At 60.3% G+C, this 17,438-nt stretch carries 16 protein-coding genes; 15 read left to right on the top strand and 1 reads right to left on the bottom strand.

The window, feature by feature from the left end; all coding sequences use genetic code 11:
- Nucleotides 1-104 precede the first annotated feature (104 nt).
- The 3 genes from PG879_RS02345 to oxyR all read left to right on the top strand — a co-directional run bounded on the left by PG879_RS02345 (nt 105) and on the right by oxyR (nt 2,707).
- Nucleotides 105-962 (top strand): Vmh family MBL fold metallo-hydrolase, encoded by an 858-nt coding sequence (locus PG879_RS02345; RefSeq protein ID WP_270829655.1) that lies wholly within the window; start codon nt 105-107, stop codon nt 960-962.
- Between the two features lie 74 nt (nt 963-1,036).
- Nucleotides 1,037-1,681: a DsbA family protein gene (locus PG879_RS02340; RefSeq protein ID WP_043155970.1), complete on the top strand. Its 645-nt coding sequence runs from the start codon at nt 1,037-1,039 to the stop codon at nt 1,679-1,681.
- Nucleotides 1,682-1,810: 129 nt separating this feature from the next.
- On the top strand, nt 1,811-2,707 hold the full coding sequence (gene oxyR, locus PG879_RS02335) for a DNA-binding transcriptional regulator OxyR (protein ID WP_010673817.1): 897 nt from the start codon (nt 1,811-1,813) through the stop codon (nt 2,705-2,707).
- Nucleotides 2,708-2,776: 69 nt separating this feature from the next.
- On the opposite strand, the gene PG879_RS02330 is transcribed toward oxyR, so the two are convergent.
- The gene (locus PG879_RS02330; protein ID WP_270829653.1) at nt 2,777-5,266 is read right to left on the bottom strand and encodes a penicillin-binding protein 1A; all 2,490 of its coding nucleotides are present in this window, start codon (nt 5,264-5,266) and stop codon (nt 2,777-2,779) included.
- 298 nt (nt 5,267-5,564) lie between these two features.
- On the opposite strand from PG879_RS02330, the gene tapM reads away from it, so the two are divergent.
- The 12 genes from tapM (at nt 5,565) to trpS (ending at nt 17,405) form a co-directional block, all read left to right on the top strand.
- On the top strand, nt 5,565-6,626 hold the full coding sequence (gene tapM / locus PG879_RS02325) for a PilM family type IVa pilus assembly protein TapM (protein ID WP_164884753.1): 1,062 nt from the start codon (nt 5,565-5,567) through the stop codon (nt 6,624-6,626).
- A complete protein-coding gene (tapN, locus tag PG879_RS02320) occupies nt 6,614-7,183 on the top strand; it encodes a PilN family type IV pilus biogenesis protein TapN (protein WP_039039579.1) in 570 nt (189 codons plus the stop codon). Before tapM ends, tapN begins: the two co-directional genes overlap by 13 nt.
- A complete protein-coding gene (gene tapO / locus PG879_RS02315) occupies nt 7,180-7,776 on the top strand; it encodes a PilO family type IV pilus biogenesis protein TapO (RefSeq protein WP_041212566.1) in 597 nt (198 codons plus the stop codon). The genes tapN and tapO overlap by 4 nt, the downstream gene beginning before the upstream one ends.
- Before the next feature lie 2 nt (nt 7,777-7,778).
- The gene (locus tag PG879_RS02310) at nt 7,779-8,306 is read left to right on the top strand and encodes a pilus assembly protein PilP (RefSeq protein WP_029314119.1); all 528 of its coding nucleotides are present in this window, start codon (nt 7,779-7,781) and stop codon (nt 8,304-8,306) included.
- Nucleotides 8,307-8,322: 16 nt separating this feature from the next.
- Entirely contained in the window at nt 8,323-10,548 is a 2,226-nt protein-coding gene (locus PG879_RS02305; protein WP_128344347.1) for a type IV pilus secretin PilQ, read from the top strand.
- A gap of 191 nt (nt 10,549-10,739) precedes the next feature.
- Entirely contained in the window at nt 10,740-11,258 is a 519-nt protein-coding gene (aroK, locus tag PG879_RS02300; RefSeq protein WP_010673824.1) for a shikimate kinase AroK, read from the top strand.
- A 17-nt stretch (nt 11,259-11,275) separates the two neighbouring features.
- Nucleotides 11,276-12,358 carry a 3-dehydroquinate synthase gene (gene aroB / locus PG879_RS02295; protein WP_039039582.1) on the top strand — a complete coding sequence of 361 codons (1,083 nt, stop codon included), beginning with the start codon at nt 11,276-11,278 and terminating at the stop codon, nt 12,356-12,358.
- Nucleotides 12,348-13,901: an SPOR domain-containing protein gene (locus PG879_RS02290; RefSeq protein WP_270829650.1), complete on the top strand. Its 1,554-nt coding sequence runs from the start codon at nt 12,348-12,350 to the stop codon at nt 13,899-13,901. Before aroB ends, PG879_RS02290 begins: the two co-directional genes overlap by 11 nt.
- Nucleotides 13,902-13,971: 70 nt before the next feature.
- On the top strand, nt 13,972-14,844 hold the full coding sequence (locus PG879_RS02285) for a Dam family site-specific DNA-(adenine-N6)-methyltransferase (RefSeq protein ID WP_029314124.1): 873 nt from the start codon (nt 13,972-13,974) through the stop codon (nt 14,842-14,844).
- 190 nt (nt 14,845-15,034) lie between these two features.
- Nucleotides 15,035-15,709: a ribulose-phosphate 3-epimerase gene (rpe, locus tag PG879_RS02280; RefSeq protein WP_270829648.1), complete on the top strand. Its 675-nt coding sequence runs from the start codon at nt 15,035-15,037 to the stop codon at nt 15,707-15,709.
- On the top strand, nt 15,696-16,361 hold the full coding sequence (locus PG879_RS02275; RefSeq protein ID WP_045525578.1) for a phosphoglycolate phosphatase: 666 nt from the start codon (nt 15,696-15,698) through the stop codon (nt 16,359-16,361). Before rpe ends, PG879_RS02275 begins: the two co-directional genes overlap by 14 nt.
- Nucleotides 16,362-16,400: 39 nt before the next feature.
- Nucleotides 16,401-17,405 carry a tryptophan--tRNA ligase gene (gene trpS / locus PG879_RS02270; protein ID WP_010673830.1) on the top strand — a complete coding sequence of 335 codons (1,005 nt, stop codon included), beginning with the start codon at nt 16,401-16,403 and terminating at the stop codon, nt 17,403-17,405.
- Nucleotides 17,406-17,438: the final 33 nt, after the last annotated feature.

Here is a 17,438-nt window from a genome sequence, read left to right as displayed (position 1 = left end):
CTCGATTTGTGCAACAGTTATGCGCTTATTATACGGTATTTGTATCGATGGTGATGCAATAAACTGCGCTTATTCCATTAATCCACACCGATGAGCGTTATCTGATGAACAACACACTGCGTACCCTGACCCTGACCAGCCTCCTGATGACGGGATCCGCCCTGGCGGCCCCCCTGACCGTGACCGTCTACAACCCCGGCGAGAAGGCGATCTTCCCCGTCTCCTCCTCACTGGTAACCGGTGACAAAGAGGCCATCCTGATCGATGCCCAGTTCGACGTGCAACATGGCCAGGCGCTGGTGGACATGATCAAGAAGAGCGGCAAGAAGCTGACCACTGTCTATATCAGTGCCGGTGACCCCGACTTCTACTTCGGTCTGGAACCCGTCATGGCGGCGTTCCCGGATGTCAAGGTGCTGGCCGACCAGCATGTGGTCGACCATATCAAGCAGACCAAGGATGCCAAGCTGAGCTACTGGGGCCCGATCCTGGGCAAGGATGTACCCAAGAGCCTGACCGTGCCGCAAGTGATGACGGCCAGCCACCTGACCCTGGATGGCGAGAAGATTGAAATCAAAGAGATGAACACCCCGAATGCCTACCTCTGGGCCCCTTCCATCAAGACGGCCTTTGGTGGTGTGCCGGTCTACAGCGGCGTGCACGTCTGGATGGCGGACAGCCAGTCCAAGGCCGCTCGCAGCCACTGGGTCAAGGCACTGAACAAGCTGCTGGCCCTGAAACCCGAGCGCGTGGTGCCGGGTCACTTCCTGGGGACTGCGCCCAAGGGTACCGAAGCCGTGACCTTCACCCGTGACTACGTGCAGCGCTTTGAGCAGGAGCTGGCCAAAGCCAAGCACTCCGGCCAGCTGGTTGAAGCGCTGAAGAAGGCTTACCCCTCCCTGCCGGTCGACGATGGTCTGGCCATCGGTGCCAAGGTCAATACCGGCGAGATGAAGTGGTAACTCCCTGACGCCTACTTCCCTGTGTTTTTTACCGGGCCCGAGGGCCCGGTTTTTTATCCAGCCTTGAAGCGAGAATGATGATGAACGAAGCGCAAACAACTCTCCATTATGTCTATGACCCCCTCTGTGGCTGGTGCTATGGCGCCGCCCCCCTGCTGAAAGCCGCTGCCGAGATCCCGGGCCTTCGCATCGAACTGCATGGGGGTGGCCTCTGGATGGGCGCCAGGCGCCAGGCCATGGGACAGCCCCTGCGGGACTATGTGCGCCCCCATGACGAGCGCATCCACGCCCTCACCGGACAGCGCTTTGGTGAGCGCTACTTCAACGAGCTCCTGCTCAACGAGTCACTGCTCCTTGACTCCGAGCCGCCCATACGCGCAGTGCTGGCGGTGAGCGAGCTTGGCGGCGACGGCCTTGCCTTGTTGCACCGCATCCAGGAAACCCACTACCGGGATGGGGAATGGGTCGGTTCCCCGACACGGCTGGCAGCGCTCGCGCGGGAGCAGGGGCTGACACCGGAGGCATTCGCCCTGGCCTTTGGTCGGGTCGATCTTGTGGGCCATCTGGCCACAAGCCAGGCGTGGCTGCGCCGGCTCGGCGGGCAGGGGTTCCCGACTCTGGGATTGATGCAAGGGGAGCGCGTCGTTGCGCTGCCTGTCTCCTCCTATCTGGGAGAGCCAGCGGCGTTCGCGGATCACATCACCTCCCTGATGGGGTGAGTCTCTCGTCCATCGCCTGCGGCTTGTCAAAGGAGAGGGAGAGGGCAGACCCGTCTGCGCGCCTCCCTTGTCCCCCGCACCGTTCTTGTGCATGCTATCGGCCTCATTGAACGGCAGGATGCAGTACCTATGAACCTTCGCGATCTCGAATATCTGGTAGCGCTGGAAGAGGAGAAACACTTTCGCAAGGCGGCGGAGCGCTGCTTTGTCAGCCAGCCGACCCTGAGTGGTCAGCTGCGCAAGCTGGAAGATGAACTGGGAGTGATCCTCATCGAGCGCACCTCCCGCAAGGTGCTGTTCACGCCCGCCGGCGATGCCATGGCCCGTCAGGCGCGCAAGGTGCTCAAAGAGGCGCGAGAGCTCAAGAGCATAGGCCAGCACTTCGCCGAGCCCATGTCCGGCGAGATCCACATCGGTTTTATTCCCACCGTGGGCCCCTACCTGCTGCCCCACATCATCCAGGATCTGCGTGAACACTTCCCCAAGCTGGAGTTCTACCTCTACGAAGATCAGACCCAAGTGCTGCTCAAGCGGCTGGAGGAGGGGGAGCTGGATTGCCTCGTGCTGGCGGAGCTGGAAGGGATGGAGGGGTTTGGCGCCATCCCCCTCTATCAGGAGCCCATGTGGCTGGCCGTGCCTCAGCATCACCCGGAGGCGAGCGCCAAGGCGGTGCCCCTGCACAATCTCAAGGGCAAGAAATTGCTGATGCTGGCCGACGGTCACTGCCTGCGGGATCAGGCGATGGGTTTCTGTTTTGCCGCGGGCATCGGTGAGGATCAGCGCTTCAAGGGCACCAGTCTGGAGACCTTGCGCAACATGGTCGCCGCTGGCAGCGGCATGACGCTGGTGCCCAGGCTCGCCGTGCCCGCCAACCCGGAGGAGGGGGGCGTCAGCTATCGCCCGGTAATCAACCCCGTGCCGGGGCGCACCATCTCCCTGCTCTATCGTCACTACTCGGTGCGCCGCCCCTGCTTCAATGAGCTGGCGGCCCGCATCTCGAGTCTGATGAAAGCCCTGCTGGGCTGACGCAGCCCGCTCGTCATCCCGAAACAAAAACCGGCGCCTCGGCGCCGGTTTTGTTGTTTCCAGGGGGGCCTAGAAGATGTCGTCGGTGGAGACGGGACCGTCTGTGGTCGCATCGTCACCGCCATACACCTGGTTGCCATCGGAGATCTGGCTCGCGTAGCGGGTGGGCTCTGTGCCCTCCTTGAAGAACTCCTCCGTGGTACTGCCATCGGCGCGATTGGTCAGCAGACCGGTTTCACGATCGATGCGGACCTGCATGATCCCTTCGGGGACCGGCATCTTGCGTTCGGGCACCTGGTGCAGAGCCGTCTTCATGAAGTCAATCCAGATGGGCTGGGCGGCACCGCCGCCAAACTCGGCCCGGCCCAGACCGCGCTGGTGGTTGTCAAAACCGATCCAGGAGGTGGCCACCAGATTCGGGGTATAGCCGGAGAACCAGGCATCCCGGGATTCGTTGGTGGTCCCCGTCTTGCCCGAGATGTCGTGACGCTTGAGGTCACGGGCTGCCCGCCAGCCGGTACCACGCCAGCCATTGCCACCCCAGATGGCGGTGGTCAGGGTGTCGGTGATGAGGAAGGCGCTCTGGGCACTGATGGTCTGCGGTGCCATGTTGTTGGGCACGACAGGATCGATGGGGCACTGGGCCTTCCAGTCTGCCGTGGTATTGGCATAGGCATCCGCGCTGTCGAGACCGGCGGCGGCCAGCACGCCGCAGTCGCGGCAGGCGGCGGCCGGGTTGGCCTCGAATAGGGGGGTGCCGAAGCTGTCGGTCACTTCGGTGATGAAGTAGGGGGTGACCTGGAAGCCGCCATTGGCCAGCACCGAGTAGCCGCGCACCACTTCCAGCGGGGTGAACTCCGCCGCACCCAGCGCCAGGGATTCGTTGGCGGAAATGTGATCACGGGCGAAGCCGAAGCGGGTCAGGCCGTCGATATAGGTATCCAGCCCGATGGCGCGCATCAGGCGGACCGACATCACGTTTTTGGACTTGGCAAGGCCGAGGCGCAAGGTGGTCGGCCCTTCATAGATGGCGGGCGAGTTCTTGGGCTGCCACATGGGGCCCTTGGCAGGATCCCACTGGTTGATCGGTGCATCGTTGATGAGGGACGCCAGGGTATAGCCCTGCTCCAGCGCGGTGGCATAGAGGAAAGGCTTGATGTTGGAGCCGACCTGACGACGGGCCTGATCGACCCGGTTGAACTTGGAGAGCTCGAAGCTGAAGCCGCCGACCAGGGCCTCGATGGCGCCGTCTTGCGGGTTCATGGCCACCAGGGCGGCGTTGACGTCGGGGATCTGGGAGAGCAGCAACTCTTCCCCTTTCTCCCTGACCCAGATCTGGGCGCCGACTTTGAGTACATCCCGCGCCGATTTCGGGGCAAAGCCCTGGCGATCGTCGGTGATGAAGGCACGCGCCCACTTGATGCCATTCCAGCCCAGTTCGGCCTGTTTGCCATTCTTGAGCACCAGGGTGGCGCTCTTGTCGCCGAGCTGGGTGACCACGGCGGCCATCAGGGGCTGATAGGTCGGCTGCTTGGCCAGATGGGCCATGATCTGCTCGTAGTCCCAGGCCGTTTCACTGGCTTTCCACAGCAAGGCGGTCGGGCCACGGTAGCCGTGGCGGGTGTCGTAGTCGAAGACACCGTCCAGCAGCGCCTGATGGGCGGCGCGCTGACGCTTGGCGGTGACGGTGGTGTAGACGTGCAGCCCCATGGTGTAGGCATCTTCACCAAACTGCTCCACCATCTTCTGGCGCACCATCTCGCTCAGATAAGGGGCGTTCAGCGTGGTCTCAGCACCGTGAAAACGGGCCTTGATCGGCATCTTGGAGGCTTCGTCATACTGGGCCTGGGTGATTTTGCCGGTTTCCAGCATGCGACCCAGTACCACGTTGCGGCGGGCGAAGGCGCGCTCCGGGGAACGGATCGGGTTCAGCATGGAGGGGGCCTTGGGGAGACCCGCGATGATGGCGATCTCGTCCAGGGTCAGATCCTTGACCTCCTTGCCGAAGTAGACCTGGGCGGCCGCGCCGACCCCGAATGCCCGGTAGCCGAGGGGGATCTTGTTGAGATAGAGGGTGAGGATCTCGTCCTTGGAGAGGTTCTGCTCGATACGCCAGGCGAGGAATACTTCCTTGATCTTGCGTACCAGGGTCTTCTCGTTGCTCAGGAAGAAGTTGCGGGCCACCTGCTGGGTAATGGTACTGGCGCCCTGGCGCGCCTGGCCGGAGACGGCCCAGACGGTGGCGGCACGGATGATGCCGATGGGGTCAATGCCCGGGTGCTCATAGAAGCGGGCATCTTCGGTGGCGAGTACGGCATCGATCATGGACTGGGGAATTTCGTCCAGCCGCAGGGGGATGCGACGAATTTCGCCAAACTGGGAGATCAATTCCCCATCCCGGCTGTAGACCTTCATGGGGGTAGCCAGTTTGACATCGCGCAGGGCGCTGACATCCGGCAACTGGGGCTTGATGTAGAAGTAGATGCCGATGAGGCTGGCAACGCCCAGCACAGCACCCAGCATCATGACAATAAACAGGCGAACGAGCCATTTCAGCATGGAAGAACTACCAATCGTCTTAAAATTAGCCAACGGGCGCAGAGTATAGCCTTTTTACCCTCGCGGATTCGAGGTTTTCCTGTCCGCAAACAGGCGACCCCGAGAAGAGGCGGGAGGGTAGCACTCCAGGGCACAATTACCAAGGGGGCCGCAATCAAGGCCGAAAGGAGAGGGGCGTCAACTTTTGACACAAACTTTATGACATTGATAGATAGAGCATTATATTGAGTTAAGCCGTCACATCATGACGCGCTGTCCTACAATAAGTCCGAAAACCCAATAACGCATGGATGTGTATATGTTTGGGCTATTAAGTAAGGGATCCCTCGTCTCCATGGCGGGCATTGATTTTGGCAGTCAAACCATCAAGGCCGTCACCATCAGCGGACGTCCCGGCAAGGTGCACCTCGGTTCGGTTGCCGAGATCCCCATGCCAAGAGGAACGCTGGTCGACTATCAACTTCAGGACATTGAACGGGTCAGTCAGTCCCTCAAGTCGCTCAAGCGGCTCGTGCAGGGGGATTGCCAGAACGTGGCCACGGCCGTGACCGGTTCCAACGTCATCACCAAGATCATTCAGGTCGATACCAACATCAACGAGAGCGAGCTGGAGAACCAGGTTCACCTGGAGGCTGAGCAGCTCATCCCCTTTCCCCTCGACGAAGTGAGCCTGGATTTTGAAATCCTCGGCATGGCGAGCGACAACGGGCGTCAGGAGGTCCTGCTCAGTGCCGCGCGGACCGAGAGCGTCAGTGGCCGGGTCAGTGCCCTGACGGAGGCAGGCATGACGACCATGGTGGTGGATGTGGGGGCCCATGCGCTCGGACGCGCCGTGCTGGCTTGCTTGCCCGACCTGCAAACCTCGGAGAAACCGGTTGGCATCGTCGACATCGGTGCCAGCGCCCTGACTTTCGCCGCCCTGCTACGGGGCCAGGTCATCTATTCCCGGTTGCAGAATTTTGGTGGTGATCAATACAGCCAGGCATTGGCCTCTTTTTACAGCATGAGTATGGAAGAGGCGGAACTGGCCAAGCTCCAGGGCTCCTTGCCTGCGGATCATGAGGTGGATGTCCTGTTGCCTCACCTCAGCACCCTGGTGTTGCAGATACGGCGCAACGTGCAGCTGTTTTGCAGCTCCTCGGGGAACAAGGAGCTCTCCAGGCTGGTGCTGACCGGAGGGGGGAGCCTGCTGCCGGGGCTGGCCGGACAAATCGGCAGCGAGCTCAACTGCGAGGTGCTGCACCCCGATCCCTTTGCACTCTTTGGCAAGCCGCAGGGAGAGGGGGGGCTGACTCATGGGGCCAAGTACATGACGGCGCTCGGGCTGGCACTGAGGAGCTTCACACCATGTCAAATATAAACCTTCTGCCCTGGCGGCAGGCTCGGGCGCAGCGTCAGAAGAAACAATTCGGCATCCTGTTCGGTCTGTTCCTGGCGGGGACGGCAGCCATCGCCTTTGCCGCAGACTGGCTGGTGCAGCAGCAGATCGGTTACCAGCAGCAGCGCAATCAGCGGTTGCAGCAGGAGATGGCAACCCTGGACACCCAGCTTGGGGAGATCAGGCTTCTCAAGGAACGGCGCAAGGAGTTGATTGACCGCATGCAACTCATCGAGCAATTGCAGATGCGCCGCAACATCCCTGTGCGTCTGTTCAATCAGCTGCCGGTGCTGGTCCCCAACGGGGTGTATCTTGATAGCCTTGCCTTGCAAAACAACAAGATAGATGTGAAGGGAAAGACCGAAGCCTATGGCAGGGTTGCCAGCATGATGCGCCGAATCGACGGTTCCGGCTGGCTGACACAATCCCAGCTCAGCACCATCTTCACGGCCGAGGTGGCCCCCATCGCCCTGAGCCAGTTCTCCATGATGTTCCAGATTGCCACGGCGCTACCCAACGTGGCTAAGGGGCAAAAATGAACCTGCAACAACTCAACGACCTGGATCTCAATGACATTGCCCGCTGGCCGCCGATCGCCAAGGGCATCTTTGTCTTCTTCTGCTGTGCTCTGCTTGGCGGGGCACTCTATTACTACGTGATTGCCAATTCCCTGGCGGCCCTGGGTCGTGAAGCCGCAAAAGAGACCGAGCTCAAGGGACAATTCGAGAGCAAGGCCATGCTGGCCGCGAACCTGGAAGCATACAGAAAGCAGATGGTCCAGCTGGAACATCTGGTCGACACCCAGCTCAAACAGCTGCCCAACACCCACGAAGTCGCCGGTTTGCTGGATGACATCAGCTTCATTGCCACCGACAACGGTTTGACATTGAACAGGATCAACTGGGAGCCAGAGGTGAAACACGAGTTCTCCACCGAGCTGCCCATGCGCATCGAGGTCGTGGGCACCTATCACGAACTTGGCAAGTTCACGGCGGACATGGCTGCTTTGCCGCGCATCGTGATCCTGGATTCTTTCCAGCTCAGCCAGGGGAAGGGGGGTGAGCTGATCGGTATGTCCATGCAGGCCAAGACCTACAAGTACAACGGCAAAACCGTGGAGAAAAAGCCATGAGTATGAGAGCGGGCGTACTTCTCTTGTCGGCGCTGCTGTTGACGGCCTGTGGGGGACAGGAGGACATGGATGAGTATGTCAAACAGACCAAGGCCAGAAAGCCGGTACCGATCGAATCTTTGCCGGAGATAAAGCCCTTCTCTCCCATGGTCTATCAACGCAGCGATCAGCGCAGTCCGTTCATTGCACCCCAGCCGGAAACCAGTTCCAGGCTGGATGCCAAGGCCAAGCCGGACTGTGCCCAGATAGTGGCCAATCGGGAAAAGGAGGTGCTGGAACGCTACTCGCTTGCCAGCCTGAGCATGAAAGGCTCCATCGGCAAGCAGGGGCAGTTGTGGGCATTGATCAAAACCCCGGACGGGCAAGCCGTGCGCGTCGGGCTCAACCAGCACATGGGGCTGGATCAGGGCAGGGTCATCAAGATAACGAACACGCATGTTGACTTGATGGAGACGGTACCGGATGGCAAAGGATGCTGGGTCACCCGAGAAACCCAGCTGGCCATGGCCAATCTCGACGCAAAACTATGATCAGGGATGAGCAGAGATGAGAACAACAATAAGAAGGATGACCGGTGTGGCGCTGCTGTGGCTGGGCGGATGCACTCAGGTGTGGGCAGTACCCGCGTTGCAGGAGGTCAAGGTGAATCCCCTGCTGGCCGATCAACTCCTGCTGGAGCTCAGCTTCAGCGAACCGGTCAGCGGTTTTACGGACAGGTTGACCTATGAACCCAATCAGCTTCTGCTGCACGTACCCGGGGCCATCGGTGCCCTGACGGTCAATCCCCTGCCCATCAAGCAGCAAGGGGTGAACAACCTCCTGGTGGAGGGGAAGGGGCAGGGGCTCGACATCAAGATCGCCCTCGATCAGCTCACCCCCTATCAGGTCCATCAGCAGGGCAATAAATTGCTGGTGGCGCTGGGAGATAAGGCCGGGCAGCCGGTCGCCTCCTCGGCGGCGCCTGTTGCAGCCGGTCAGTCTGCGCTCGTCAGAAGCCAGCCGGTGACCCAGTCTGCGCTGATTGACACCCAGCGGGTTGCCCAGAACCAGTCCCAGTATCAGGCTCAGCCTGCCGTGGCTGCCACGCCTACCGTGGCTCCTTCGCCCGTTGCCCCCGGCAAGCCGGTGTTGTCCGTGTCTCAGGCAAACATGGGTGGCGCCTACTTCAACTCGGTCAAGGGCGTGGATTTTCGTCGTGGCAAGGAGGGGCAGGGGGAGTTCCTTGTGACGCTGGACAACAGTTCGGCGGCGGTGGATGTCAGCAGCCGTGGTCAGAAAGTGCTGGCCAAGTTCCACGGTACCCGGGTGCCTGATGATCAGCTCAACCTCATCAATGTGCAGGACTTTGCTACCCCGGTCTCCCAGGTGGAGGTGTTCCGCCAGGGCAATGACACCCTGTTCGAGCTCTCGGTGAACGGCCAGTTTGACTACCGTTACGATCAGGCCGACAAGATGTTCATCATCGAGGTGAAAAAACGGGTGGCCACCACGGCGGCGAAGCAGTACCAAGGCAAGCCCATCTCATTGAACTTCCAGGATATTCCTGTTCGTACCGTGTTGCAGATCATCGCCGATTTCAACAATCTGAACCTGGTGACCACGGACTCGGTTTCCGGCAACATCACGCTGCGTCTCGATGGCGTGCCCTGGGAGCAGGCGCTGGACATCATCCTCAAGGTCAGAGGGCTGGACAAACGGCTGGACAACAACATCCTACTGGTGGCACCGGCGGACGAGATTGCCGCTCGCGAGAAACAGCAGATGGAGAGCCGCAACCAGGTGGCGGATCTCGCTCCCCTCTACACCGAGTATCTGCAGATCAACTATGCCAAGGCATCGGAAGTGGCGGCCCTGCTCTCCTCCGAGAGTACCAAGCTGCTCTCCCCCAGAGGGGCGGTCAGCGTGGATGAACGTACCAATGTGCTGGTGGTCAAGGACACGGCGGATGTCATCAGCAACGTCAAGCGGATGCTGGATATCCTCGATATCCCGGTCAAGCAGGTGGTGATCGAGGCGCGCATGGTGACCATTGATGATGGTTTCGATGAGGCATTGGGGGTGCGCTGGGGGGTGACCAAGACAGACGGTCATGGCAACGGCACCTCGGGCACCATAGAGGGTAATGATGGCGCCGGAAACAATGATGGCAGTTCCACCATCACTCGCCCCAACGTAGAAGACAGACTCAACGTCAACCTGCCGGTGACCAACGCGGCCGGCACCCTGGCGTTCCAGGTTGCCCGTCTTGCCAATGGCACCCTTTTGGATCTTGAGCTCTCGGCTCTGGAAAAGGAGAGCAAAGCCGAGATCATCGCCAGTCCGCGAGTCACCACGGCCAACCAGAAGCCGGCCCTGATCGAGCAGGGGACCGAGATCCCCTATGTGGAGTCCTCTTCGAGCGGGGCGACCTCGGTCACCTTCAAGAAGGCGGTGCTGAGCCTCAAGGTCACGCCGCAGATCACTCCGGACAACAGGGTGATCCTGGACTTGACCGTGACTCAGGATACCAAGGGTGAAACCGTGCCGACCGGAACCGGGGATGCGGTGTCCATCAACGCCCAGTCCATCACCACCCAGGTGTTGGTCAACAACGGTGAAACTCTGGTGCTTGGCGGCATCTATCAACAGACCATCAAGAGTGATGTCAGTAAGGTGCCGCTGCTGGGGGATATCCCCGGGTTGGGCTATCTGTTCAAGAAAACCACCAGTGAAAACAAGAAGCGTGAACTGCTGATCTTCGTGACCCCGAGGATAGTGACCGACGCCCTCTGAAAACTTTACTTGTGAGAGTAAAACACATATAACCTTACGCCCCGATGAGGCTGGGGCGTAAGGGCTGCGGTTGCCAGTCCTGGTTTCTACTGAGATAATCCCCCTCCTGATCCATCGCAAGATAAGGTTCATAGGTACCCCGGTCGAGTGTTTACCGGGGCCATACAGTTTGTAATTACTAACGAAAAGACATGGCTGAGAAACGCAATATTTTCCTGATAGGTCCCATGGGTGCGGGCAAGAGCACCATAGGTAGACATCTGGCAGAACAACTGCACATGGAGTTTTTCGACTCAGATCATGAGATTGAGCGCCGCAGTGGTGCCGATATCGGCTGGGTGTTCGATGTTGAAGGCGAAGAAGGCTTCCGGATCCGCGAAGAGAAGGTGATCGGTGAGCTCGCCGAACAGCAGGGTATCGTGCTGGCAACGGGTGGCGGTGCCATCAAGAGCCGTGAAACCCGCAACAAACTCTCCGCACGCGGCATCGTGGTCTACCTCGAAACCACCATTGAAAAGCAATTGGCGCGAACCCAGAGAGACAAGCGTCGTCCCTTGCTGCAAACCGAAGAGCCGCCCCGTGAAGTGCTTGAGCGTCTTGCGCAAGAGCGCAACGCCCTGTACGAAGAGGTTGCCGATTTTGTCATCCAGACGGATGACCAAAGTGCCAAAGTTGTCGCTAATCAAATCGTCAAGTTGATTGGTATGTAATTCATTAGAGGACGTCCATGGAAAGGTTGAAGGTCGAACTGGGTGAACGCAGCTACCCGATAGAGATAGCTGCCGGTCTGCTGCAACGCCCCGAGGTACTGGCGCAGACGATCAAGGGCAAGCGGGTCATGATAGTGACCAATACCGTGGTCGCGCCCCTGTATCTTGAACAGATCATTCAGTTGCTGTCCGGTTTTCAGGTGGAACACCTGATCCTGCCCGATGGCGAGGCCTACAAAACCCTGGCGACCTTCGAGCGGATCATGTCTGCTCTGCTGGAAACCAGCCATGGTCGTGATACCACTCTGATCGCTCTGGGGGGCGGTGTGATAGGTGATGTTGTCGGCTTTGCTGCGGCAAGCTACCAACGAGGCATTCCGTTTATTCAGGTGCCTACCACGCTGCTCTCCCAGGTTGACTCTTCCGTCGGCGGCAAGACCGCCGTCAACCATCCTCTCGGCAAGAACATGGTGGGTGCCTTCTATCAGCCCAAGCATGTGATCATCGATACCGACTGCCTCAAGACCCTGCCTGCCCGGGAATTTGCCGCCGGCATGGCCGAGGTGATCAAATACGGCATCATCTGGGATGCCGCCTTCTTCTCCTGGCTCGAAACCAACATGACTCGCCTGCAGCGCCTCGACGGTGATGCACTCTCCTATGCCATTCGCCGCTGCTGCGAGATCAAGGCCGATGTGGTCGGTCAGGACGAGACCGAGCACGGCGTGCGCGCCTTGCTGAACCTGGGACATACCTTCGGCCATGCCATCGAGGCGGAGAAGGGTTATGGCAACTGGCTGCACGGTGAAGCCGTGGCGGCGGGAACCATGCTGGCGGCCGAGACGGCCCTGGCCCGTGGCGACATGACGGCGCAAGAGGTGGCACGAGTCCGCGATCTGCTGTTGGCCGCCGATTTGCCGGTCAAGGCACCGTCCGATATGGATTTTGCCGCCTTCATTCGCCATATGCGCCGTGACAAGAAGGTGCTGGAAGGCAAACTGAGGCTGGTGCTGCCGATCGGGATCGGACAGGCCCAGGTCGTGGCCGATGTGACAGACGAGCAATTGATGGCGGTGATCGAGTCTGGTCGTGACCACTAATAAATTGCTCAAACTGCCTTCTCAGCGGCAGTTGGTTGACCGGCTGCTGCACCTGATCGAGTTCAACCACCCCTTTGTTTTTCTCTCCGGCAAGCCAGGCAGTGGCCGTGGCACACTGTGCGAGTCGTTGCTTGCCCAACTGCCCGATGCGGTGCAGGTGGCCAGCCTCATCGGCAGCCCGTCCATGAAGATGGCGGATGTGCGCCAGTTGCTGTTGCAGCAGGTGGTGGCACGTCCCCTGTTCAACGCGCAGGATGCCCTGGCGGACAGCTTCTTTCGCATGGTGGGTGACAAGCCTGCCAGACTGCTGCTCATCATCGAACGTGCCGATACCTTGCCTGCCGAGCTGGTGGGGGAGTTGTGGGCGCTCTGTCGTCACAACGATACCTTGGCATCTCCTCATAAACTGGCCATCCTGCTCTCGGGTGATGACGCCTGGTGTCGCAACCAGAAGGCGCTCCTCAAGGGACGAGCCATGCCAGCCCTCGAGCTGGAGGTCGCGCCACTGAGCGCTCCTGAGCAACGTATCTTCTTGTATGAGAAGGCCAAAGAGCTCAAGATCCCGACAGCCCTCTTGCCCAAGCCGAAAGTGGAAGAGATCCTGAATGGGGCGGGCGGACATCCGTCAGCCATCATGCAGTTACTGGAGGATACCATGACCGACAGAAGGCCCAAGAAACGTCAGGCCGAGTTGCCCGTCAAGAAGATAGCGATCGTGCTTGCCCTGTTGGCGGGCGGGTTGCTGGCCCTGAGCTATCTGCCCCTGTTCGACAGTGCAGGCCAGGACCCCGCCCAGGCACCGTCCCAGGGGACGGCGTTGCCCGATCCCGTCTCAAGCGATCCTGTGAACGTCGGTGCGGCGAGCGGGGCCCTGAGTACTCAGACGAGCAGTGGCGCCGCTGCCATCCCGTCAGGGAATCAGGTTGCCCGCGATTGGCAGTCCGATGCCAAGCCCTTGCCCAAGAAGGTCGAGAGCGAGACGGTCACCACGGAGTCAACCAACTATGAGGGGCGCCGGGTCGTCATCTCCGACGAAGTGGTCGAGAAATTGATGAACCAGCCGAACGTCAGCGGCGCCTTGCCCACGGCCGTGGTGGATGAGCTGGTGGGGAGCGGTTCCCGTGCGGTCCCGACCGGAACGACGGCCCAGGTCAAGAATCCGGCCCCGAACAGTGCCCCGCGAACAGAGGCTCAACCGGCCAGTGGCGCGCAGACAGCGCCGGTAGCGACCCCGGCGGCCAAGGTGGCGTTGACGCCGGTGGCGACTCTCAACAAGAAGCCGAAGAATCACTACAGCATCCAGTTGATGGGGGCGAGCAACACCAAGGCGGTAGACAGCTTTGTGGCCGAGCATGGCTTGGCGGGCAAGGTGTGGGTTTACAAGACCCGCTTCCGTGGCAGTCCCTGGTATGTGGTGGTGCAGGGAGACTACGCCAGCAGTGCCCAGGCCAAGGCGGCCATTCGCAAGCTGTCACCTGCCTTGCTCAAGGGACAACCCTGGCCCAAGTCATTCGCCCAGATACAAAAAGAATTGAAGCAATAGCCAGCCACCCGAAGAAGGGGGTAGAATCACCCCCCTTTTTTGGGCATAGCCTTGTCAACACCGGACTTCCATGAAAAAAACACGCGCGTTTTTAAAATGGGCCGGGGGAAAATACTCCCTGGTCGAAGAGATCGCCGAGCGTTTGCCGGCCGGGCGTGTGTTGCTGGAGCCCTTCGTCGGGGCGGGATCCGTGTTTCTCAACACGGATTACGACGCCTATGTGCTCAACGACATCAATCCGGATCTCATTGGCCTCTACAACCACCTCAAGCAGCAGCCGGACAGCTTCATCAGCGAGGCCCGCAAGCTGTTCGTGGCCGAGCACAACCACAAGACCGCCTATTATCGGCTGCGTACCCAGTTCAACCAGACCGCGGCCGGGTTTGAACGGGCTCAGTTGTTCCTGTTTTTGAATCGCCATGGTTTCAACGGCTTGTGCCGTTACAACAAGAAGGGGGGGTTCAACGTTCCCTTCGGTTCCTACAAGAAACCCTACTTCCCGGAGAAAGAGCTGTGGGCGTTTGCCGAGAAGGCGCAGAAGGCGACGTTCATCTGCGAAAGCTATGCCGACGCCATGGCCCGTGCAGAGGAAGACTGGGTGATCTACTGCGATCCGCCCTATGCCCCCCTCTCCACCACGGCAAGTTTCACCACCTATTCGGCAGGCGGTTTCACCCTGGACGATCAGGCGCTGCTGGCCAGGCTGGCTCGCCACACCGCCGCCCATAAAGGGGTGCCCGTGCTCATCAGCAACCATGACATCGAGTTGACCCGCGAGCTCTATCGTGGCGCCCGGCTCGACGAGATCCTGGTCAAGCGCACCATCAGCCGCAACGGCGGTGGTCGCAACAAGGTGGCCGAGCTGCTGGCGCTCTATCCGCCCGGCATCGAGCCCGAACAGGGCTATTATCCCGGTGAGGCGGAGCTGGTTGCCGTAGGCTGAGTGAACAACGGTTCCTGAGGGGGCCGTTGTCATTTCTGATGCTGCCGCTGGTATTCCGTGAGCCGCGCCTGGCATCGTTTGCCGGCGATGGTGCCGGAGCGGCGTGTTCTGTAGATGCGGGTCGTTTTCATCGCCCTTTTGCGATAAAATTGCGCCGTTTTTTCTGCCACGCTGCCAATGGATGACGCTGATGAAAGACTTTCTGATTGCCCCCTCTATCCTCTCCGCCGACTTTGCCCGTCTGGGTGAGGATGTGACCAAGGTGCTGGCCGCCGGGGCCGACGTGGTCCATTTCGATGTGATGGACAACCATTATGTCCCCAACCTGACCATAGGCCCCATGGTCTGTCAGGCGCTGCGCGATTACGGCATCGAAGCGCTCATCGACGTGCACCTGATGGTCAAGCCGGTGGATCGCATCGTGCCTGATTTTGCCAAGGCCGGTGCCAGCCTGATCACCTTCCACCCGGAAGCCTCTGATCACGTGGATCGCACCCTGGGCCTCATCAAGGAGCAGGGTTGCCAGGCCGGTCTGGTGCTGAACCCCGCGACCCCGCTCAGCTGCCTGGAGTACGTGATGGACAAGCTGGACGTGATCCTGCTGATGTCTGTCAACCCGGGCTTTGGCGGTCAGAGCTTCATCCCCGGCACCCTCGACAAGCTGCGCCAGGTGCGCCGCCTGATCGACGAGAGCGGCCGCGACATTCGCCTGGAAATCGATGGCGGGGTCAAGGTCGACAACATTCGCGAGATTGCCGAGGCGGGTGCCGACATGTTCGTGGCGGGCTCAGCCATCTTCGGAAAGCCGGATTACAAGGCGGTGATCGACCAGATGCGCGCGGAGCTTGCCCATGTCCGTCGCTGATCGCCCCTTTGACCTGGTGCTGTTCGATCTGGATGGCACGCTGATTGACAGCGCCCCGCAACTGGCGCTGGCGGTCAACCGTACCCTGGCGGATCTGGGGTTGGCCGAGGCCGACGAGGCCGTGGTGCGTACCTGGGTCGGCAACGGCGCCGACAAGCTGATCCAGCGGGCTCTCGATTACCGCGACGCCCCGGAGCAGTTTGCCAAGGCCCGCCCCCTGTTCGACCGTCACTATCAGGCCTGTCTGCTGGAAGGCCTGGCCATGTATGACGGAGTGGCCCGTAGCCTGCGCCGTCTGCAGGGGCTGGGTTACCAGCAGGCCGTGGTGACCAACAAACCGAGCCACTTCGTGCAGCCCATTCTGGAGGCCCTCGGCATCAGCGACTGTTTCGCACTCTGGCTCGGGGGCAACTGCGTACCCGTCAAGAAACCGAGCCCGGAGCCGCTGTTGCACGCCTGCCACGAGCTGGGTGTCAGCCCGTCCCGCACCCTGATGGTGGGGGATTCCGAAAATGACGTGCTGGCCGCCCAGGCCGCCGGCATGAAGGTGGTGGGGCTCACCTATGGCTACAACTATGGCCGCCCTATCGCAGACTCCCGCCCCGACTGGGTTTGCGAGCAGTTTGCCGAACTCGACGCCCTGCTGGTCTGATCCAGACCGGGCTGGCGGATAACAAGGATTACTACTCTGATGACTAAACCAATCGTATTGAGCGGTGCCCAACCCTCGGGCCAGCTGACCATCGGCAACTACATGGGAGCCCTGCGTCAGTGGGTCAGCATGCAGGATGACTTCGACTGCCTCTATTGCATCGTCGATTTGCACGCCATCACCACTCGCCAGGATCCGGCCGCCTTGCGCAAGGCGTGCCTCGACGCCGCCGCCCTCTATCTGGCGGTGGGGATCGATCCGGCCAAGAGCACCGTCTTCATCCAGTCCCACGTGCCCCAGCACGCCGAGCTCGGCTGGATCCTGAACTGCTACACCCAGATGGGCGAGCTGTCGCGCATGACCCAGTTCAAGGACAAGTCCGCTCGTTTCGAGAACAACGTCAACGTCGGCCTGTTCGGTTATCCGGTGCTGATGGCGGCCGACATTCTGCTTTATCAGGCCAATCAGGTGCCGGTTGGCAATGACCAGAAGCAGCATCTGGAGCTGACCCGCGACATCTGCACCCGCTTCAACAACCTCTATGGCGAAGTCTTCACCCTGCCGGAACCCTTCATTCCGACCGAAGGGGCCCGGGTGATGAGCCTGCAGGACCCGACCAAGAAGATGTCCAAGTCCGACGACAACGAGGCCAACTTCATCGGCTTGCTGGAAGATCCCAAGCAGATCGTCAAGAAGATCAAGCGGGCGATGACCGACTCCGACGAGCCGGCCGTGGTGCGTTTTGATCCCGAAAACAAGCCGGGGGTCTCCAATCTGCTGACCCTGATGTCCGGTGTGACCGGCCGCTCCATCCCGGAGCTGGAGCAGCACTTCGAAGGCAAGATGTACGGCCACCTCAAGAGTGAAACGGCCGATGCCGTGGTCGCCTTGCTGGAACCCATCCAGGCGCGCTTCCGCGAGCTGCGTCAGGATGAGGCCCATCTGCAGGCCATTTTGGCGGCTGGCGCACAAAAGGCGCGTGAAAGGGCTGAAAAAACCCTGATCAGCGTATATGATGTCGTCGGCTTCGTTCCTCGAGCCTGACATACTGGGAAGGTGTAGTAGAAGAGAGCTGGG

Source organism: Aeromonas sp. QDB63, assembly GCF_027707425.1.
Classification (GTDB): domain Bacteria; phylum Pseudomonadota; class Gammaproteobacteria; order Enterobacterales; family Aeromonadaceae; genus Aeromonas; species Aeromonas caviae.
Note: the sequence above shows the minus strand (reverse complement) of the source record. Positions and strands in the feature narration are given on the sequence as shown.